Here is a 19,422-nt window from a genome sequence, read left to right as displayed (position 1 = left end):
CTGACCAATAAAAAGAACGAAGGATGTCCTAGCATGCTGCCACTTACTTTACGCCATAAATTATTCGCAATTTTAGCTTTAGTGATGCTGGGTTTTATATTAATGGGTGCGTTTGCTATCCGTAATTTAGATGCTTTAACACACATTATGCATAATTCTAAAGCCCTACATACACAAGCTTTAGCATTAACCCAACTAGAAAACCGTTTATTACAATTAGAAGGTCACCAACAAACACAACAAGGTTTGCAAACTTATCAAACCCAAATCCAAAGCTTACAAACTTTTGCACAACAAACACTCACGCAAGCTGCTGACTTTTTCGCTAGCCAGCCACAAACAAAAGCCAGTGCCCAAGTGTTGCAAAGCTTACAACAGCCTTTGGCAGAGTATTTAACCAGTGCGCAAGCCTGGGCCCAAGGTCGGGCAAATTTGGGATTTGAGCAAACACAAAGCCAATACACAGGCTTATTGGCTAACTTGCATACTAGTGCGGTGCGTTTAGCTGATGAAGTTTCTATTTTTGGTCAGCTTGCCAGTCGCCTGCGTGAGGTTCGCAATGCAGAAAAAGATGTATTTATGAAAGCCAATATGGCGGCTTATCGCTATTGGCAAACACGCTTAACCCAGCTTAAAAACGACATGGCTGGTTTAGGATTTTTAGAGATTTATCAAGAGGTCACGCAAGCTTATCAAGTAGCGGCAGAGGCAAGTATGCAACAGCAACTAGAACTCGCGCGTTTAGATGCTTTGTTGGAAACCCAAGGCCAAGAAGTCAACCGCAAGCTCACCGCCCAAGTTGCACAAGTGGTTCAAGTGTATGTACCTCAAGCCACGCAAGCAGCACAGGTCAGTGCTCGCTGGTTATATTCTCTGATGCTCACTGTCAGCATTAGTTTAACCCTAGTCGTTGCTGGCGTCATGCTCAGTACACAAAGAGGTATTGAACGCCAATTAGCGCGTCTACTAGCAGCCTTACACCAGATTGCCGAAGGGGATTTAAGTCACAAACTCCCGTTTCAGCCAGATTCACAGGAAGAATTTAACCAGCTTGCAGGTGCCGTCAATCGTACACAAGATGATTTAAGCCAATTGGTGATGCATTTACTCGCAGCCAACCAACAACTGCAACATATGGCACAAGCCATGGCACAAGTGGCGCATACCTTGCAAGAAGATAGCCACAGCATGACAGATAAAAGTGCGCTCTTAGTTTCAGCAACAACGCAAATTAATGCTGCGACTGAGTATCTGGCGACCAATACACAAGCGGTAAGCCAAGCAGCCCAAGGCGCTGATACCAGTGCGCATTCTGGCGGACAAGTGATTGGTGAAGCCTTACACGCCTTAAGTGATGTCGCACAAGTCGTCGAACAAGTCGCCTCTGTCGTTGAGGCCTTAGGTGTCAGTTCAGGCGAGATTGATACTGTGATCGAGCTGATCGAAGGTGTCGCTGAGCAAACGAATTTATTAGCTTTAAATGCTGCGATTGAAGCGGCACGGGCAGGTGAGGCGGGCCGAGGCTTTGCCGTGGTGGCAGATGAAGTACGCTCATTGGCAGAGCAAACCGTACGCGCAACCGGCGATATTACTGCCAAAGTAGAAGGGATTCAGCAACAAGCCCAGAGTTTACTTGCGGCCATGCATACCTCTCGCCAGCGAGTGCAAGAAGGGCGTCACTTAGGAGACAAAGCTATTCATTCCGTACAAGTGATTGAAAAGCAAATTCGCTATGCCAGCCAAAAAACCCAAGAAATTCAACATTCTGTTCACGAAGTTGCCCAAACCACCCATCAGATGAGTACCGAAATGGACGCCATTGCGGCCCTTATTCAACAACATAAGGTGGTGGCGCAAGAAGTCTTGCAATCCACGCAAGAATTGCATCAACAAGCCGATGCAGTGCAACACTTGGTTGCACGCTTTAAGCTCAGTTAATTTGAGGTCACAACTTATGCTACCGCAAGTCAAACACATCCTTTATGCCACTAATTTAGGTCAGCATACACGCCCTGTCTTCCGTCATGCAGTCCAATTGGCGCATTTATATGGTGCCAAAATCAGCATGTTGCATGCCTTAGAACCTTTATCAGACTATGGTCATGCCATTGTCGAGCATTACGTTGCCAAAGAAGCACTACAAAAAATTCATCAGGAAGGTATGGAGCGTGTACGTCAAACCATGCAAACACGTGTACAAGCCTTTGTTGACGAGGAATTGCAACAGCTTGGTTTAACCCATCTGGATATTGATTATCTTATTGATGAAGGGGTGCCCAGTGAGCTTATCTTAGAGTATGCACAAGCGCAAAACGTGGACCTGATTGTGCTTGGCTCACATAGTGAACATGGTTTTTTTGGGCGGAAGTTGCTTGGGGATACCGCGCACCAAGTCAGTTTACATGCCCAAGTCCCTGTGCTTGTGGTGCCTAACAAACACCAAACTCCACCCAAAAAATAATCCCCTGCGACCGAGCGTCGCACCTGAAGGACTAGGCATCCGGTCTTAACCTTAGCTAAACTTGCATTTTTTGTGATTTTACCATGCCTAGTCCTCTATCTGCGCCTTTATCTCTCGCCACACCTCGCCGTAATCTCGCACGCTTAACTCTTGTCCGTGGGATTAGTTGGACGGGGTTTTTAGCCTGTATCATTATTGGGATTGAGATCTTTCAATTTCATCTCGCAGCTGCGGGTGTGTTTGTTGTCGTGATTTTAATGGGCTTAATTAATATTGTCAGCTGGTGGCGTTTACAAAAAGCTTGGCCAGTGACTGAAAGTGAATATTTCTTTCATTTATTATTTGATGTCACTGGATTAACCTTATTATTTTATTTTACAGGAGGTGCAACCAATCCTTTTATTTCTTACTACTTAGTTCCACTGACAATTTCCGCAGCGACTTTACCTTGGATTTATAGTTGGATTATCGCCACCGCCACTTTAAGCGCCTATACATTTTTAATGCAGTTTTATCACCCGATTCCTCAACTTGTACATGATCAGAATTTAGGTGTTGTTAATTTACATATTTTAGGTATGTGGATTAATTTCCTTATGAGTGCCGGCTTGATTACTTTTTTCGTTTTTAAAATGGCTAATGCACTGAGAGCACGAGATGCACATTTAGCACACATCCGTGAGCAGGGTTTGCGTGATGAACAAATTCTTGCCATTGCCACACAAGCCGCAGGCACAGCACATGAACTAGGCACACCTTTATCGACGATGGCCATCGTTCTAGGTGAAATGTGTGAGGCTTATCAGGATGACGAGGAGTTAATGCAAGAACTTCATTTGCTTCAGCAACAAGTGAAAACTTGCAAAACGACCTTACAAGGCTTGGTAAAAGCTGCCGACCGAGATCAGTTAGCCAGTCGCCAAGTACAAATGTTGGACGTGTGGTGGCAACAAGTGATGACACATTGGCAGGTCTTACGTCCGGATGTTGTCGCACAAATAGAATGGGCCAGCACTGGGCCAATGCCACAGATTGCTCCAGAAGTCACTTGGCAGCAAGCCATGCTCAATCTGCTCAATAATGCCGCAGATGCAAGCCCACAAGCAGTACATATTCGTTTTACTTGGGATACCACCCAAACCTATATCAATATTCGTGATCAAGGCACTGGGATTGCAGAGGAAATTATTGAGCAACTCGGCGATAGCCTCATTTCAACCAAACAAGAAGGTATGGGCTTGGGACTTTTATTAACGCATGCCACTTTAAATCGTGCAGGTGGCGAGGTGCGTTTATATAACCATCCCGAAGGGGGGACCTTGACTCAAGTCGTTTTGCCTTTGGCAAGTTAATGGATAAGGAGCTGATTTCAATGCCGTCAGAAAGATTTTTAGTGGTCGATGATGATGACGTATTTCGTGGCGTACTCAAGCGCGCCCTGAGTAAACGTGGCTATCAGGTACTCGATGCGCCTGATGTAGAAACTGCCTTAGCTTTGGCACAACAATGCCAAGAACACCATGAGGAAATATTGTGGGCGAGTATTGATTTAAAAATGCAACAGGCTTCAGGATTAACCTTGATAGAACCCTTGTTAGCCTTGCATCCACAATGCCGTATGGTGATGTTGACTGGTTATTCAAGTATTGCCACTGCGGTAGAAGCGATTAAGTTAGGCGCTGTTAATTACCTATGTAAACCTGCAGATACGCAAGAAATCCTTGCAGCACTTGCACACCCTGAAGCGAATCCAGAAACTGAAGTGGCTGAGCAACCACCTTCAGTGAATCGTTTAACTTGGGAGCATATTCAAAAAGTGCTGCAAGAGCATGAGGGCAATATCTCTGCAACTGCACGTGCTTTGGGGATGCATCGGCGGACCTTACAACGTAAATTGCAAAAACGTCCTGTGCGCCAGTAAATCCACCGCATAAAAAAACCGCCCAGAGCCATACTGGGCGGCTTATTTTCTACTCAATATCTCGGTATTAACCTAGATATTTAATCATCACCCCAGCGGCAACTGCTGAACCAATCACGCCCGCCACATTCGGCCCCATAGCATGCATCAACAGGAAGTTATGTGGGTTAGATTCCAAGCCTAGCTTGTTTGATACACGCGCTGCCATAGGCACTGCAGAAACCCCAGCCGAGCCGATCAAAGGATTAATGGTCATGTCGGTGTACTTATTGAGTGCACGCGCCATCAAAATACCCGCTGCAGTCCCTATACCAAAGGCCACCATACCTAAAGCTAAAATTCCCAGCGTTTCTACCGCAAGGAATTTCTCTGCCATCAGTTTAGAACCCACGGATAAACCAAGGAAAATCGTGGTGATGTTAATGAGTGCATTTTGTGCTGTATCAGATAAACGCTCGACCACACCACACTCACGCATCAAGTTACCGAAACAGAAGGCACCTAAAAGCGGTGACGCATCTGGCAGTAGCAAAGCCACCAGAATTAACAGGACCAGAGGGAAGACAATCTTCTCTGTTTTAGATACAGGACGCAGTTGCGTCATCACGATCTTGCGTTCTTCTTCAGTAGTCAAAGCGCGCATAATCGGCGGTTGAATCAAAGGCACCAAGGCCATATAAGAGTAAGAAGCGACCGCAATGGCTCCTAAAAGCTCAGGCGCTAAAATGCTGGATACATAAATTGAGGTTGGGCCGTCTGCACCACCAATAATACCGATCGCCGCAGCTTGCTGGATGGAGAAATCCATTAAGCCCATAGAAGAAAGTAAGATAGCACCAAATAAAGTCGCAAAAATACCAAACTGAGCGGCTGCCCCTAAGAAAAGGGTACGAGGGTTGGCCAACAAAGGACCAAAATCCGTCATGGCTCCCACACCAATAAAAATGACCAAGGGCGCTACACCAGAGGCAATGGCAACACTGTAGAAGTTATACAGCATCCCATTTGAGTAACCACCATCTTGCACAATCTGCGAGGCAAGCAGGTGTTGCGCGCTGGTGATATGCTCACCATGATAAAAGTGCCCTAAAGCCTCTTGGACAGCCTCTTTCCCTGCATCTAGATTGATAGAGAGGTTAAAAGCTTCAATTAAACCTTGAATCACCTGTGGCTTATCGTACAGGTGAATTGCATTTTCCACCGCATTTAAGGCTAAACCCGCTTCAGGAATGTTGGCTAACAAGCCGCCAAAGCCGATAGGAACGAGCAGTAAGGGTTCAAAGTTCTTGCGGATGGCAAGATACAGCAAACCCAGACAGATAAAGATCATCACAAATTGGCCGAGGGTCAGGTTATAAATCCCTGAGCCGTACCAAAGGGTTGCAAGCTTTTCCATTCAATCAAGCTCCAAGGATTAAAGAGTCAGAAGGGTATCACCAACTTGAACTGAATCGCCTTCGCGTACATTCACGCTGACGACAGTACCACCACGCGATGCACGGATTTCAGTTTCCATCTTCATCGCTTCCATAATGATAATCACATCCCCTTCATTCACCACCTGACCAGCAGAAACCAATACTTTGAAGATATTGCCTGCTAACGGTGCTGTGATAGGTTCACCAGAACCGGCTGGTGCTGCCGCTGGCGCCGCTGCAACAGGTGCGGCTGCTTGCACTTGGCTAATATCACCGCCTTCGTTGACCTCAACCACATAGGCTTGGCCATTCACTTTCACTGTGTATACATCTGCAGCGGCGGCCGATTTGGCAGGTGCTGTTGCGGGTGCGACATCTTGTGCACTAGGGACAGGTTCGAAGGCTTCAGCATTACCGCGATTTTGCAGGAATTTAAGGCCAATTTGCGGGAATAGTGCGTAAGTCAGTACATCGTCAATACTTTCTTGCGCTAAGCTAAAGCCTTTATCTTGCGCGATTTCTTCAAGCTCAGTGGTCAACTTGTCCATTTCTGGAGTAAGCAAATCTGCTGGACGGCAGGTAATGGCTTCGGCACCATCAAGAACACGTGCTTGCAATTCTGCATTATAAGGCGCAGGTGCCGCACCGTATTCCCCTTTGAGGATACCTTGGGTTTCTTTGGAAATGGTTTTGTAACGCTCGCCGGTCAGGACGTTCAATACCGCTTGCGTACCTACAATTTGTGAAGTTGGAGTCACCAGAGGAATAAAACCTAAATCTTCACGGACACGAGGAATTTCTTCCAATACTGCATCAAATTTATCGGCAGCACCTTGTTCACGTAATTGGCTTTCCATATTGGTCAACATGCCACCAGGCACTTGAGCCACCAAAATACGCGAATCTGTGCCTTTGAGAGCACCTTCAAACTTGGCGTATTTTTTACGGACTTCACGGAAATAAGCTGCAATTTCTTCTAATAAATCAAGATCTAGACCTGTATCACGCTCTTGACCGCGTAAAGCAGCGACCACAGACTCTGTTGAGGTATGGCCATAAGTCATGGACATTGAAGAAATTGCTGTATCCACACGGTCAATACCGGCTTCTACTGCTTTGAGAATGGTCATATCCGAAAGACCAGAAGTGGCATGCGCATGTAATTGCACTTCTAGGTTAGTTTGCGCTTTTAAACGGCTAACCAGTTCATAGGCATCATAAGGCGTCAGGATACCTGACATATCCTTAATCGCGATAGAATCAGCGCCCATATCCTCGATTTGTTTGGCAAGGCTAATCCAAGATTCCAAATTATGTACTGAGCTGGTCGTGTAGGAGAGGGTTCCTTGTGCGTGCTTCCCTTGTTTTTTCACCGCTTTTAGTGCAGTTTCTAGGTTGCGTGGGTCGTTCATGGCGTCAAATACGCGAAATACGTCCACTCCGTTGGTCGCGGCACGCTCAACGAACTTTTCTACCACGTCATCCGCATAATGGCGATAACCTAAAAGGTTTTGCCCGCGCAGCAACATTTGCATTGGCGTGTTAGGCATGGCTGATTTGAGCGCACGAATACGATCCCAAGGATCTTCACCTAGGTAACGAATACAAGCATCAAAGGTTGCACCGCCCCAAGTCTCTAAAGACCAAAAACCGACCTTGTCGAGTTTTTCTGCAATGGGCAACATATCATCAAGGCGCATCCGTGTGGCAAGGATCGATTGGTGTGCATCACGTAAAACCACATCAGTAATGCCTAGGGGCTTTTTAGATTCAGTCATGGGTTTGGGCCTTTTAATTGTTTTCAGTGTGAGGGTGAAGCAAAAATAAATGCTAACAGGAATCTAAGTTTTAAGTGTTGGCACTGGATTTGCTTACTCAGTCTCTTGATGACCTACCTAATACATCACCGAACCAGACACAAAATGTCATCTCAATACATTAGGTTATTGCTGACTAAAGATTGCCGTCGCAGGTCATCCATCACAAATACCAGTGAACACACCAGAGACTTATTTGTCCTTATTACGATGGCGATGGATAGCAGCACTAATGACAGCCATCAGCTGATTATCCTGTGTAGGTGCGGCCGTTAGCTTAGCTTGAGGCGCTGCACTAGGTACAGGATCCGGCTTTGCGTATTTCATCACCAACTTAGACATAAAACCTGTGGCATACACAAGCAAAGTCAAAAACACAAACACAAAGCCCATACCAGAAATTAACAGGGTAAAGCCTTCGCCAAGCAGTTGTGCAGCTGTCATGTCAGGGGACTCCTATCAAAAAGATGCACACTCAGGTGCAAAATGCGCAAGAGGCAACACAAGGGCAAAGTCAACTCTAAAATATTTTATTGTTGACAATAAGCCCAAGCTAAAACACCAGTATTTTTCAGTGGTTGCATGTAGTCAAGCGATGATTTGACTACAAAAAGGTTCGGGGTGGCTTCCTCAGTAACTGATAGTCGTTTGCAGAGACTAGAAGTGGTGCGCTAACAAGGACTTAAAGAAGTTAACTCAAAGTGACTCTAACGTCACACATTGACTCTTACTTGATCTAGATCAGACTAACTCACACAAGATTTTGTAGTCTTAACAAATTGCTTCCATCCTAAGTATTTTGCGTATAAATCCATGTAAAAAATGGCAAAGTAAGCTGGAATGTCTACATCTTACCTAGAATGTTTAGGTGAATTCCTTGAACCTTACGTATAAAGAGGTTGCATTCTTGGTAACTTTAGATCAAGAATCTGTCAATTAAAGTGACTAGACCTGAGATACTTGATGACATCAATCATCTCTCTGCGTCTGGATCTTGTGTCTCTTTTAGAGTCAATCTGTCGAGGATAAGCCCTATGTTTGCGGGTAAATGGAAACAGGCTTTAGCAGCATGTGAACAAGAAAACCAAGAACTTAAACAACGTATTTATCAGCTTGAGCAAGAAACAGCCTCACTCCATTTAAACACACAAGGGCAAATTACCCGCGCAAGCCCAGCTTTTTTACAAGCAGTGGGCGCACGTGCTGAAGAAATTGAAGGCGTTGCTGCCGTTCAATTACATCCTAAAAATGCCCGTGCGCAAGCAGTTATCGATGCTTTATATCGTTCGTTAGCGGTAGTGGAATTTACTCCGCAAGGGGAAGTGGTCTCCGCTAATGAGAACTTCCTTCGTTTAATGCGCTATTCGTTATCCGAACTTAAAGGTAAGCATCACCGCCTATTTTGCCCGAAAGAGGTCGTCAATAGCACTGAATACACCTCGTTTTGGCAACAACTTGCCCAAGGACGATTTTTCTCTGGCGAATTTAAACGTGTAGATAAACACGGGCAAATCATCTGGTTAGAAGCAAGTTATAACCCAATTTACGATGCCAACCGCAAAGTGATTAAGGTGCTTAAATTTGCCAGTGATATTTCTGCCCGTGTACGTGAAGCGGAAGAAGAAAAACGTATTGCTTACTCTGCCCACGAAAATGCACTGAAAACTGCAGCAACCGCCAATGCAGGACGCGCCAGCATTGATAAAACTGTGCGCATGATAGAAACCTTGGCGGAAGATGTCGCCAACGCTAGTAAGCATATTGATGCACTTGTGGTACAATCGCAGCAGATCGACGCGATTGTTAATACAATTAATGGGATTGCTGAGCAAACCAATTTACTAGCGCTCAATGCGGCTATTGAGGCAGCCCGTGCAGGTGAATCTGGACGTGGTTTCGCCGTGGTCGCTGATGAGGTGCGCCAGCTAGCTTCCCGAACAAGCCAGTCTACACGCGAAATTACTAGCGTAGTAGAACGTAATCAGGAATTAGCAGACAATGCTGCCGGCGCCATGCAAACCAGTTTAAATCGTGCACAAGAAAGCGTGACCCTCGTTAAACAAGCAGGTGATGTAATCCGCACGATAGAAGAAGATGCGCAAAATGCCGTAGATGCCACCCGAGGATTAGCCAATTAAGAGTCTTTATGAGTAAACGTAAGCTGTCACGGCAACAACGTTGGCGTGTAGAAAAAATTCAAAGTGAACGCGCGGCGCGTTCTGTACGTCGTGAACAGCGGATCCAAGCCGATGAGCAACACTTGGGACCAGCGCAAACTGGGTTGATTACTGCGCATTTTGGGCGTTTATTAGAAGTGGAAGCCTTGCAAGCACCTTGGCAAGGCCAAAGGATTAAATGCCATCTTCGTACTAACTTGGATACGCTTGTTACAGGGGACCAAGTCGTTTGGCGGCCACAAGTACAAGATGACAAGCTGGTCTCTGGGGTAATAGAAGCCTTATCAGAGCGCTCTTCTTTACTAGAACGTCCAGATATGCGCGGACAAATGCGTCCTGTAGCGGCAAATATCGACCAAATTTTACTTGTTGTGGCCCCTGAGCCAACGCCTTTTGCTAACTTAATCGATCGCTATCTCGTTGCTGCCGAGGTGACAGGAATTCAGGCTGTATTGGTGCTTAATAAGACGGATTTACTTGATCAACATCCACAAGTACAAGCCCTATTGGCGGCTTATCAGGCTTTAGGATATCCCCTGATTACCACCTCCACTCAAACAGCCGATGGCTTACAAAATTTGCAAGCCAATTTAGTAGATAAAGTCAGTGTGTTTGTTGGCCAGTCAGGTGTAGGGAAATCTTCCTTAATCAATGCGTTGCTGCCTGATGTGGACTTAAAAGTCAGCGAGCTTTCCACACAAACCCGTAAGGGTGTACATACCACAACCACTGCACGCCTGTTCCATTTTCCTAGTGGCGGGCAGTTAATTGACTCGCCTGGAATCCGTGAGTTTGCACTTTGGCATATGGATGCCCAAGCGATTTTTTACGGTTTTCGTGAGTTCCGCCCTTTGATTGGTCAATGCAAATTTCGTAACTGCTCCCATCAACAAGAACCTGGGTGTGCTTTGCAAGCAGCAGTCGATACTGGAAAAATCCAAGCTTCTCGCGTGCAGAGTTATTTTCATATTTTGGCAACCGCCAATGAATATGCACATCTACAACAACGTTTACAACCTGATTAAGCCGATAGCATGGAAGGCTGGGGGTGTGCCAATATGACTTGGTTACGCCCTTGATGTTTGGCCTGATAGAGGGCTTGATCTGCTTGCTGTAATAATACCTCTCCTTGACCTGATGCGGGTAAATGATCAGGCGCGCACCAAGTCAAGCCTAAACTTAAAGTCACATGTGGCAAAGCTGCATGCCTCTCGGTTGCACGACTAATTTGCAAACGGATATGCTCACATATTTGCTGACACTCACGCATAGAAAGTGCTGGTAGTAATAAGGCAAATTCTTCTCCGCCTAGGCGACCTAAAAGGGCATGATTGGGCAAAAGTGCTGTGGTTTCCACCACTAGGGTACGCAAGACTAAATCTCCCACCGGATGACCATGCTGATCATTGACTTGCTTAAAGTGATCTAAATCCAACATAGCGACCCCTAAAGGGTGCGCTTTCTTTGGCAGTTGATCGAGTAAACGGTTGAGCTCGTCAACAAAATGGCGCCGATTAGCACATCCTGTCAGCGGATCTGTGTGCGCCCAATTATGTAAATCCTGTACACGCTCAGCCAGCTTATTCACAGCTTGATGTATGGTCGCCATTTCTTGGCTTTCTGCAGGCGCTAGCTGATATTTTTGCCCGCTTTCTAAAGCATTTAAAGCACGGCTTGCCGCTTGCACCGGATGAATCAGTTTATGCGCTAACCACCATCCCCAAATGACTATAAAAGCAGCCACTAAAATCGCTACCACTAAACCAATATAGGTCAGACGGATATTGTTATAAGCAATAGATTCAAGCGCCTGCGACTGAATTTTAGTGGCTTCTGCAATAATTTGATTGCCCAGCTTTTGTAAACGATGTTTTTGTGCTTGCCAACGAGTTTCGATGAGTTCTCTGGAATCGACCTGATCACTTTGCAATACTTGGTATAAGATTTCTCGAATCACCTGATAGGCTTGATGTAACTCTTGACGTACTTCATCCGTATACGCAGCAGAGGGTTGATAACTTAAAGCTTGTGCCGCTAATGCAGCTTGGCGCTTGGTATGGATATCACCAGCATAAATCACCAAGTCACCAAAATGCTGTAGACGCTCTAAGTTTAATGCTGCACGCTGTTGTTCCAAAATCTTGGGTAAAACCGCATCGGCACTGCGGCTTGCTTGCAATGCATTATCTAAATTCAAAGTGACCAACCCACCAAGCAGCAGGGTAATGCCAATCCCTAACAAGACACTATATTTTAGCGTCAACCCTTTAATTGAAGGCAGATGATAAGGCATCTGAAGCAGCTCCTTGCGGCAAAAAAGCATCCAAAGCGCACTAGTGTAGCAAAGTCTATGATCACTGGGGGTTTGTTAGTAAATATTAAAGGGAAAGTAACGATACACTAGGCTTTCATAGCGACCATCATTTAAAACTTGTGTAAGTGCATCGTTTAATTGTTGGTGCAAGTCAGGCTGCAAAGGGCTCACACCAATATGCGCACTTCCTGCTAAAGGTGCCTGGGTAAAAGGTTGGGAAACAATTTCAAAATCCTGTCCGGCTGGTGAGCTCAAAAAATCAAAAGCGTACAAGGTCGGTAACATAGCAAGATCCACTTGTGCCGCTATCAAAGATGCCAAGGCAGCATCTAAAGTCGCCTCACTGACCAGCTGATTCTCACTATGTTGTTGAAGATATTTCGCTTGCACAGATCCGCTTTGCACCGCCACTTTAAGCTGCGCATTAGCCAATAAATTTGCTGTATCTTGATCTTGCCAGAGCTGCGCAGCACCAATCAGGCTGGTGGTAGAACGCCAATAATGCTGGGTAAAAAGCACGCGTTTTTGTCGCTCTGGTGTGATGAGGAAATTCGCTGGGGCGAAGTCAATTTCGCCACGCTCCAGTGCCGGAATAAGATCCGGAAATTTAAATATCTTAAATTCACAGGTACGAGCCAAGGTCGCACACAGCAAATCCGCAAGTTCTGGATTAAAGCCACGCACTTTTCCCTGAGGGTCTAAATACCCAAAAGAAGTTTGCGTCAGCGTTACCCCTACACGCAAAGGAGGCGCTGAATCTGCCCAGCAAGTGAAGCTAACCAAATGCAACAAAAGTGTAAATAGTCCGAGGCGCATCCGCATAAATAAGGTATCCGGTCATCACAAAATAAAAGGTTACACCGCTAAGATTATAAATAAGTTTGTAATTCAATGTAACCTTAGAAAAGCACAGAGTAAAAAAAAGACGCAAGCCACTGGGCTTACGTCTTGAGAACCAACAAATGGTTGGCCTTTCAGAATCAACCGCCTAGATAGGCCTTGCGCACCTCATCATTATCTAATAAGTTCGCACCGGTATCGTGTAAGACGAGGTGTCCGTGTTCAATCACATAACCACGATCAGCAATACTCAAGGCACGATGGGCATTTTGTTCCACTAAAAAGACTGTGGTGCCTTCTTGTCGTAACTGCTGAATAATCTCAAAAATCTGCCCGATGACAATCGGTGCCAACCCAAGAGAAGGCTCATCCAAAAACAATAAGCGTGGGCGACTCATTAAAGCACGCCCTATCGCAAGCATTTGCTGTTCACCACCGGACATGGTCCCAGAACGTTGGCTAAAGCGCTCTTTTAAACGTGGGAACAAGTGCAAGACATACTCAAGCTGTTGCTCAATACTGTCTTTTTCCTGAAAATAAGCACCCATCATCAAGTTTTCTTCCACTGTCATGCCAGTGAAGACCCGCCGGCCTTCTGGCACGACCGCAATGCCTGAACGCATGATTTTTGAAGTGAGTAAACGGCTGATGTCTTGACCTTCAAAAAAGATAGTGCCAGATGTCGCCCGTGGATCGCCACAAATGGTCATTAACAAAGTGGTTTTACCCGCTCCGTTAGCACCAATTAGAGTGACAATTTCCCCTTGGCGGACTTCTAAGGATACCCCTTTTAAGGCTTCAATCGGCCCATAATGGGTATGGACTTCTTGTAGCTCTAACATGCGTTAGTCTCCTTATTCTTCACCGAGGTAGGCTTTAATCACATCTGGATTACGTTGGATCTCTTCCGGTGTCCCTGTAGCTAAAGGCGCGCCTTGATTAATCACCACGATTTGATCGGAAATATCCATCACCAGCTTCATATCATGCTCGATTAACAGCACAGACACCTGATGTTGATGGCAAAGCTCACGAATCAGGGCGTTCAGTTCTGCGGTTTCTTTTGGGTTAAGGCCTGCTGCAGGCTCATCAAGCATTAATAACTTAGGCTGGGTCACCATGCAACGAGCAATTTCTAAACGCCTTTGTTGGCCATAAGCTAGCGTACCAGCTTCACGATTGGCAAAATCAAGCAAACCAACACGCTCTAACCAAAAGGCCGCACGTTCAACTAATTCTTGTTCTTTAATGCGAAAGTTTTTTGTCAGCAACAGACCTTTTAATAAATTGCGCTCTGCATGCATATGCTGGGCAACCAAGAGATTTTCCAATACGGTCATCTCTTTAAAAAGGCGGATATTTTGGAAGGTTCGCACCATACCTTCGCGAGCAATCTTATGCCCTGGCAGCTTGTGCATGGCTTTACCTTGGAAGACGACCTCCCCTTCCGTTGGCGTATAAAAACCACTAATACAGTTAAAAACCGTGGTTTTGCCTGCACCATTAGGGCCAATGACAGAGACAATTTGTCTTTCATCCACGGTTAAGGACACACCATTCACCGCTAACAGGCCGCCAAAGCGCATACTTAAATCACGCACCACTAAGAGAGTATCAGCCACGTTTCAGCTCCATATGCGGACGTTTCATGGGTAATAACCCTTGCGGGCGCCAGATCATCATCAACACCATAATCAAGCCAAACAGCAACATGCGGTATTCGTTAAATTCGCGCGCCAGCTCGGGCAGAATAGTCATGGCAACCGCCGCCAAAATCACACCTAATTGCGAACCCATCCCGCCCAGCACTACGATGGCTAAAATAATTGCTGATTCAATAAAAGTGAAAGATTCAGGATTAATAAAGCCTTGGCGTGCGGCAAAGAAAGCACCGGCAAAACCGGCAAAACTTGCACCTAGAGTAAAGGCTGAGAGCTTGATCATCGTCGGGTTTAGCCCCAGCGAGCGACAAGCAATTTCATCTTCACGCAAAGCTTCCCAAGCACGTCCTATCGGCATGCGAATCAAACGACGAATCACATACACAGTAATCAAGACTAAAATCAGCGCCAACAAATAAAGGAAAATCACCTTATATTCTGGGCTATATTTGATGCCAAAGAATTCATGGAAGGTGCCCAAAGCATCTTCGGCAGCACGACGGTTAAATTCTAAGCCAAACAGTGTCGGTTTAGGAATTTGGCTAATCCCATTCGGGCCACCAGTAATTTCCGTCCAGTTATTGAGCAAAATCCGGATAATTTCCCCAAAACCTAGGGTGACAATGGCTAGATAATCCCCTCTAAGCCTTAATACGGGAAAGCCCAGTAAGAAGCCAAATAAAGCGGCTAAGGCACCGGCAATCGGTAAAGCTTCCCAAAAACCAAAGCCAAAATAGGTGTTTAGCAAGGCATAAGCATAGGCACCTACGGCATAGAAACCGACGTAACCTAAATCCAAAAGTCCAGCAAGGCCGACAACAATATTCAGACCTAACCCTAGCATGACGTAAATTAAAGTCAGGGTGGCCAGATCAATCCAACCACGCGAACCGATGACAGGGAATAATAATAAGGCACCAATCGCCAGCATGGTCCATAAACGCTGTTGCTGTTGCGTGCGTAAAAAAGCCGGCAGTTCTACTTTACTTTCTTGCGAGCTTTTTAACAGGCGCGAAAAGCGTTCGGTGAGTCGAAAATATTGCAGGATAAAAACAAATAAGCTGGCAGCAATTAACCCCAGATAAACATGTGTCGGTGCGGAAGTGACTTCCAGAGAAATCCCTGCAGGCTGCAGGCGAATCCCCATCACAGAGGCCCCTAAAATAAAGGTGACTCCAGCGGCAATCGCCGCGGGCATAAAGCTTGGCTGCATTAGATTTTCTCCACTTCCGGTTTACCCAAAATACCTGTGGGTTTAAATAATAAAATTAAAACCAGTAAGCTAAAGGCAACCACATCTTTATATTCAGTGGAGAAGTAAGCCGCGGTCATACTTTCTGTGACGCCTAAAATCAGTCCACCTAACATGGCTCCAGGTAAACTTCCTATCCCGCCTAAAACAGCGGCTGTAAAGGCTTTTAGGCCCGCAATAAAGCCAATCATAGGGTTAACAACCCCATAATATAATCCAAGTAAAAAGCCTGCAACGGCAGCTAAGGCGGCACCAATCACGAAAGTGACTGCAATAATTTGGTTGGTATCTATTCCTAAAAGGTTGGTCATGCCCTGATCTTGGGCACAAGCACGACAAGCACGGCCCATGCGAGAGCGGCTAATAAATAAATGTAAGCTCCACATGGAAATCACGGTCACCACAAAAATAATGACCTGCATATAAGAAAGATTGAGTAAGTTGCCATCCAGTGTCCAACTCCAGCCCCCTTGGATTTGGCCGGGCATGGCAATGTCACGCGGTCCTTGCGCTAAACGCATATAATTTTGCAGGAAAATCGACATCCCTATGGCAGAAATCAGCGCAATTAAACGTTTGCTACCACGTACAGGACGGTAAGCAACCCGTTCAATCGTAAAGCCATAGGCACCAGCAACCATCATGCTCACAATCAGGGCGGTAAGTAAAATAAAAGGAAGATTTTCCAAACCGAGCATGGTTAAACCAGCAATCACGATAAAAGATAGGTAAGTGCCTATCATATAGACTTCACCGTGTGCAAAGTTAATCATGCCGATAATGCCGTACACCATAGTGTAACCAATCGCAATCAGGGCATATGTACTGCCCACGGTAAGGCCATTGATCACTTGCTGGGTGAAATAGAGCAAGGATTCGGTCATAAGTAGGTCGTCCAAAACAAGTAAACCGAGCCTTAGGCTTGTGGCCCAAGGCAGGGTTTGGTTTCTACAGTTGAGGGATAAAATAACTGCGAGGCCGATAAGAGGCCGATTCAGTTTACCGCGAAAGTGACGCGCTCAGCGCCTAACCTTGTCGTGGCCTACTTACTTAGTTAGCAGCTTCTTGCGTGGCGGCGGGTGTTTTTGTGCCGTCTGCGTGCCAAGTGTAGACTACGAAATTAAATTCTTTCAGATCGCCCTTAGCATCATATTCCACGGTACCGATAGGCGTTTCGAAAGGCCCTTGGTTACGTAGGTAATCAGCAACGTCTAAAGGATCCGTGCCTTCTGTACCTTTCATGCCTTGAACCATCAGCTCAACTGCAGTATAAGCGGGCATCACGAAAGGACCAGAAGGATCTTGACCTTTGGCTTTAAACGCTTCTACAAGCTGAGCATTTTTTGGATCAAGATCAAAGGAGGGTGGCAAAGTCACTAACAAGCCTTCGGAAGCTTCCCCAGCAATTGCGCTAATATCTGGATTACCAACGCCTTCAGGCCCCATAAAGCCCGCATTAAAGCCTAACTCTTTGGATTGACGCAAAATAGAGCCCAATTCTGGGTGATAACCACCATAATAAACAAAATCTACATCTTCTTTTTGCATTTTAGCGATTAGAGCAGAAAAGTCTTTATCACCTGCAGTGACCCCTTCAAACATCACCACAGAGATCCCAGCTTCTTCAACGGTCGCTTTGACTGCACGCGCGATACCTTCACCATATTGCTGCTTATCATGAATCACAGCCACACGCTTAGGCTTAATTTGCTCAACAATATACCGGCCAGCCACTGGGCCTTGGCGGTCATCAAGACCGATTGTACGGAAAATTAACTCATAGCCACGATTAGTAATATCAGGGCTAGTTGATGCGGCAGTAATCATTAAAATGCCTTCATCTTCATAGATATCAGATGCTGGCTGGGTCGAGCTTGAACATAGGTGGCCAACGACAAACTTAATACCATCATTGACAATTTTGTTAGCCACTTGCACGGCTTGCTTTGGCTCACAAGCATCATCATAAATGACACCTTCCAACTGCTTACCATTGACGCCGCCTTGTGCATTGATTTGCTCAATGGCCATTTGCGCACCAATAAATTGCATGTCGCCATACTGAGCTACAGGACCAGAAACTGGGCCTGCCATGGCAATTTTAATGGTATCTGCAGCTTGGACTTGCATTCCCAAGCTAGCCAGTGCGATAGAAGTGCCTAAGAGTGTCTTTTTAAGCAGGGTTTTCATAGAGGGAATATCCTATTATTTTCGTTATTAACCAGTTTGCATTGACAGCCAAGTGAAAGCCTAAGCCCTTTGCTGTGTCCTTGAGTCACCAGATTGTCACCTAGTTGCCCTAAGATAAAAGGCAAAATCAGTGCCATCTTTACCTTAAAAGCAGGATAGTGCTGCGTCTTAGATCATAAAAGACCAAGAAAAACTCAAGCTTAGGGTGAAGTCTCTGCACCAAGATGGACATGTGTGCAGAGTTTGCCAACTTTATACCTAGGATTAAACTCAGCAAGCTGGTGTTTTTTTCCGTCTTTAGTTGGCGCTTAAGTGATTTTTTATTATTTTGTGTGCATACAATCACTAGGATGCTGACAAACTGGATAAATAAAGCAAAAATCACCTTTTTTTATCAAAAATACAAAAAAATGCTGCGCCTAGAACTCATCATTTAGTCGATTAATCATTTCTTCACGCGCACTTAAACGCTTGACTACTGGTTCCCCCAAGCGCCTTGCTGTGTGTAATAACAAAACCTCCATCAAGACATACGCCGCCAGCATACTATTGGTATACAAAGGCGAGTCACAAGGCGCAAATAAGGCCGTATCTGCTAAAGGCACTAAGGGAGAAGCCTTGGTATCTGTCAAAGCTAAAATGGGAATGCCTTGCTGGCGGGCAATTTGTGCAAAAACTACGGTATCTCGGCTATAAGGTCGCATTCCTAACACTACGACTAAATCTTGCCCTTTCAGCTCGGTTAACGTCTGTGCTTGCCCTTCACCAGCAGCCCCCACGACGGCCACATTATCGCGAATCAACCCCAACATATAACTTAGACTCACAGCCAAGCCGTAAGATTGACGCCGCCCAGCGATACGAATGCGCCGCGCATGACACAAATGAAAGACAGCCATTTCCAGATCTTCTGCAGCCCAATGACGAGGTAACGCCTGTAAAGTTTCGCAATAGGCATGGATTTGTGTCTGTAGATGCTGGGTTTGGCTTTGTAGCAAATGGTGCGCGTTTTGGCTGTAAAAGCGCTTGGGTTGCGTATAGGCCTGAGTAAATAAGGCTTGCAACGCAGGAAAGCCACTGAGTCCAAGCGCTTTGGCCAAGCGTGTTAAAGACGCTGGACTAATCCCTGTATGGGGCGCTAACTGCGTAATATTTAAGGTTGCTGCCAGTTTAGGCTGTTCACACATTAAATGTAAGGCACGCACTAACTTGGGGCTTAGCCCTAAATCTAGATGCTTTTGCTGCAAATCACCCAAGATTTGATAAATATCACTGAGTATTTTGGGAGGAAACTCAGAGGTCGAGGCGGTAGACATAAGGCAAACCCTTGTATCAACTAGGTAAATTTTCATGCATTTGCAATTTTATAAG

At 45.7% G+C, this 19,422-nt stretch carries 17 protein-coding genes; 6 read left to right on the top strand and 11 right to left on the bottom strand.

Going from position 1 to position 19,422, the window contains the following annotated elements; genetic code table 11:
* Positions 1-33: 33 nt before the first annotated feature.
* The 4 genes from BMX05_RS05395 to BMX05_RS05380 all read left to right on the top strand — a co-directional run bounded on the left by BMX05_RS05395 (position 34) and on the right by BMX05_RS05380 (position 4,382).
* Positions 34-1,938: a methyl-accepting chemotaxis protein gene (locus tag BMX05_RS05395; protein ID WP_093308949.1), complete on the top strand. Its 1,905-nt coding sequence runs from the start codon at positions 34-36 to the stop codon at positions 1,936-1,938.
* A 16-nt stretch (positions 1,939-1,954) separates the two neighbouring features.
* Complete coding sequence (locus BMX05_RS05390) at positions 1,955-2,461, top strand: universal stress protein (RefSeq protein WP_177166805.1); 507 nt, start codon at positions 1,955-1,957, stop codon at positions 2,459-2,461.
* An 83-nt stretch (positions 2,462-2,544) separates the two neighbouring features.
* Positions 2,545-3,813 (top strand): ATP-binding protein, encoded by a 1,269-nt coding sequence (locus BMX05_RS05385; protein ID WP_093308947.1) that lies wholly within the window; start codon positions 2,545-2,547, stop codon positions 3,811-3,813.
* Between the two features lie 14 nt (positions 3,814-3,827).
* On the top strand, positions 3,828-4,382 hold the full coding sequence (locus BMX05_RS05380; RefSeq protein ID WP_395855066.1) for a response regulator transcription factor: 555 nt from the start codon (positions 3,828-3,830) through the stop codon (positions 4,380-4,382).
* Between the two features lie 67 nt (positions 4,383-4,449).
* On the opposite strand, the gene BMX05_RS05375 is transcribed toward BMX05_RS05380, so the two are convergent.
* The 3 genes from BMX05_RS05375 to BMX05_RS05365 all read right to left on the bottom strand — a co-directional run bounded on the left by BMX05_RS05375 (position 4,450) and on the right by BMX05_RS05365 (position 8,061).
* The gene (locus tag BMX05_RS05375; protein WP_093308945.1) at positions 4,450-5,778 is read right to left on the bottom strand and encodes a sodium ion-translocating decarboxylase subunit beta; all 1,329 of its coding nucleotides are present in this window, start codon (positions 5,776-5,778) and stop codon (positions 4,450-4,452) included.
* Positions 5,779-5,796: 18 nt separating this feature from the next.
* A complete protein-coding gene (gene oadA, locus BMX05_RS05370; protein ID WP_093308944.1) occupies positions 5,797-7,578 on the bottom strand; it encodes a sodium-extruding oxaloacetate decarboxylase subunit alpha in 1,782 nt (593 codons plus the stop codon).
* 231 nt (positions 7,579-7,809) lie between these two features.
* Positions 7,810-8,061, bottom strand: a complete 252-nt coding sequence (locus tag BMX05_RS05365; protein WP_093308943.1) for an OadG family protein — start codon at positions 8,059-8,061, stop codon at positions 7,810-7,812.
* A gap of 590 nt (positions 8,062-8,651) precedes the next feature.
* On the opposite strand from BMX05_RS05365, the gene BMX05_RS12870 reads away from it, so the two are divergent.
* Both BMX05_RS12870 and rsgA read left to right on the top strand, forming a co-directional pair.
* Positions 8,652-9,755, top strand: a complete 1,104-nt coding sequence (locus BMX05_RS12870) for a methyl-accepting chemotaxis protein (RefSeq protein ID WP_093308942.1) — start codon at positions 8,652-8,654, stop codon at positions 9,753-9,755.
* 8 nt (positions 9,756-9,763) lie between these two features.
* Entirely contained in the window at positions 9,764-10,819 is a 1,056-nt protein-coding gene (gene rsgA, locus BMX05_RS05355) for a small ribosomal subunit biogenesis GTPase RsgA (protein ID WP_093308941.1), read from the top strand.
* Here rsgA and BMX05_RS05350 read toward each other — a convergent pair.
* The 8 genes from BMX05_RS05350 to BMX05_RS05310 form a co-directional block, all read right to left on the bottom strand.
* On the bottom strand, positions 10,816-12,087 hold the full coding sequence (locus BMX05_RS05350; RefSeq protein WP_177166804.1) for a GGDEF domain-containing protein: 1,272 nt from the start codon (positions 12,085-12,087) through the stop codon (positions 10,816-10,818). The genes rsgA and BMX05_RS05350 overlap by 4 nt on opposite strands.
* A gap of 75 nt (positions 12,088-12,162) precedes the next feature.
* Positions 12,163-12,930 carry a substrate-binding periplasmic protein gene (locus BMX05_RS05345; protein ID WP_093308939.1) on the bottom strand — a complete coding sequence of 256 codons (768 nt, stop codon included), beginning with the start codon at positions 12,928-12,930 and terminating at the stop codon, positions 12,163-12,165.
* Positions 12,931-13,088: 158 nt separating this feature from the next.
* Entirely contained in the window at positions 13,089-13,790 is a 702-nt protein-coding gene (locus BMX05_RS05340; protein ID WP_093308938.1) for an ABC transporter ATP-binding protein, read from the bottom strand.
* A gap of 12 nt (positions 13,791-13,802) precedes the next feature.
* A complete protein-coding gene (livG, locus tag BMX05_RS05335; RefSeq protein WP_093308937.1) occupies positions 13,803-14,570 on the bottom strand; it encodes a high-affinity branched-chain amino acid ABC transporter ATP-binding protein LivG in 768 nt (255 codons plus the stop codon).
* The gene (locus tag BMX05_RS05330; RefSeq protein ID WP_093308936.1) at positions 14,563-15,822 is read right to left on the bottom strand and encodes a high-affinity branched-chain amino acid ABC transporter permease LivM; all 1,260 of its coding nucleotides are present in this window, start codon (positions 15,820-15,822) and stop codon (positions 14,563-14,565) included. Before BMX05_RS05330 ends, livG begins: the two co-directional genes overlap by 8 nt.
* Positions 15,822-16,745, bottom strand: coding sequence for a high-affinity branched-chain amino acid ABC transporter permease LivH (livH, locus tag BMX05_RS05325; RefSeq protein WP_093308935.1), 924 nt, complete (start codon positions 16,743-16,745; stop codon positions 15,822-15,824). The genes BMX05_RS05330 and livH overlap by 1 nt, the downstream gene beginning before the upstream one ends.
* 166 nt (positions 16,746-16,911) lie before the next feature.
* Positions 16,912-18,051, bottom strand: coding sequence for a branched-chain amino acid ABC transporter substrate-binding protein (locus BMX05_RS05320; RefSeq protein WP_093308934.1), 1,140 nt, complete (start codon positions 18,049-18,051; stop codon positions 16,912-16,914).
* A 419-nt stretch (positions 18,052-18,470) separates the two neighbouring features.
* A complete protein-coding gene (locus BMX05_RS05310) occupies positions 18,471-19,367 on the bottom strand; it encodes a MurR/RpiR family transcriptional regulator (protein ID WP_177166803.1) in 897 nt (298 codons plus the stop codon).
* Between the last annotated feature and the right edge of the window lie 55 nt (positions 19,368-19,422).

Source organism: Allopseudospirillum japonicum (assembly GCF_900108915.1).
GTDB lineage: Bacteria > Pseudomonadota > Gammaproteobacteria > Pseudomonadales > Halomonadaceae > Pseudospirillum > Pseudospirillum japonicum.
This window is presented reverse-complemented; position numbering and strand designations above follow the sequence as displayed.

What these genes read in the sequence shown, in the direction of transcription:
- BMX05_RS05345 (WP_093308939.1), bottom strand. Translation starts at nt 12,930, where the DNA reads ATGCGGATGCGCCTCGGACTATTTACACTTTTGTTGCATTTGGTTAGC.
- BMX05_RS05320 (WP_093308934.1), bottom strand. Translation starts at nt 18,051, where the DNA reads ATGAAAACCCTGCTTAAAAAGACACTCTTAGGCACTTCTATCGCACTG.
- BMX05_RS05390 (WP_177166805.1), top strand. Translation starts at nt 1,955, where the DNA reads ATGCTACCGCAAGTCAAACACATCCTTTATGCCACTAATTTAGGTCAG.
- BMX05_RS05340 (WP_093308938.1), bottom strand. Translation starts at nt 13,790, where the DNA reads ATGTTAGAGCTACAAGAAGTCCATACCCATTATGGGCCGATTGAAGCC.
- BMX05_RS05330 (WP_093308936.1), bottom strand. Translation starts at nt 15,822, where the DNA reads ATGCAGCCAAGCTTTATGCCCGCGGCGATTGCCGCTGGAGTCACCTTT.
- BMX05_RS05385 (WP_093308947.1), top strand. Translation starts at nt 2,545, where the DNA reads ATGCCTAGTCCTCTATCTGCGCCTTTATCTCTCGCCACACCTCGCCGT.
- oadA (WP_093308944.1), bottom strand. Translation starts at nt 7,578, where the DNA reads ATGACTGAATCTAAAAAGCCCCTAGGCATTACTGATGTGGTTTTACGT.
- BMX05_RS05350 (WP_177166804.1), bottom strand. Translation starts at nt 12,087, where the DNA reads ATGCCTTATCATCTGCCTTCAATTAAAGGGTTGACGCTAAAATATAGT.
- BMX05_RS05395 (WP_093308949.1), top strand. Translation starts at nt 34, where the DNA reads ATGCTGCCACTTACTTTACGCCATAAATTATTCGCAATTTTAGCTTTA.
- BMX05_RS05375 (WP_093308945.1), bottom strand. Translation starts at nt 5,778, where the DNA reads ATGGAAAAGCTTGCAACCCTTTGGTACGGCTCAGGGATTTATAACCTG.
- livH (WP_093308935.1), bottom strand. Translation starts at nt 16,745, where the DNA reads ATGACCGAATCCTTGCTCTATTTCACCCAGCAAGTGATCAATGGCCTT.
- rsgA (WP_093308941.1), top strand. Translation starts at nt 9,764, where the DNA reads ATGAGTAAACGTAAGCTGTCACGGCAACAACGTTGGCGTGTAGAAAAA.
- BMX05_RS05310 (WP_177166803.1), bottom strand. Translation starts at nt 19,367, where the DNA reads ATGTCTACCGCCTCGACCTCTGAGTTTCCTCCCAAAATACTCAGTGAT.
- BMX05_RS12870 (WP_093308942.1), top strand. Translation starts at nt 8,652, where the DNA reads ATGTTTGCGGGTAAATGGAAACAGGCTTTAGCAGCATGTGAACAAGAA.
- BMX05_RS05365 (WP_093308943.1), bottom strand. Translation starts at nt 8,061, where the DNA reads ATGACAGCTGCACAACTGCTTGGCGAAGGCTTTACCCTGTTAATTTCT.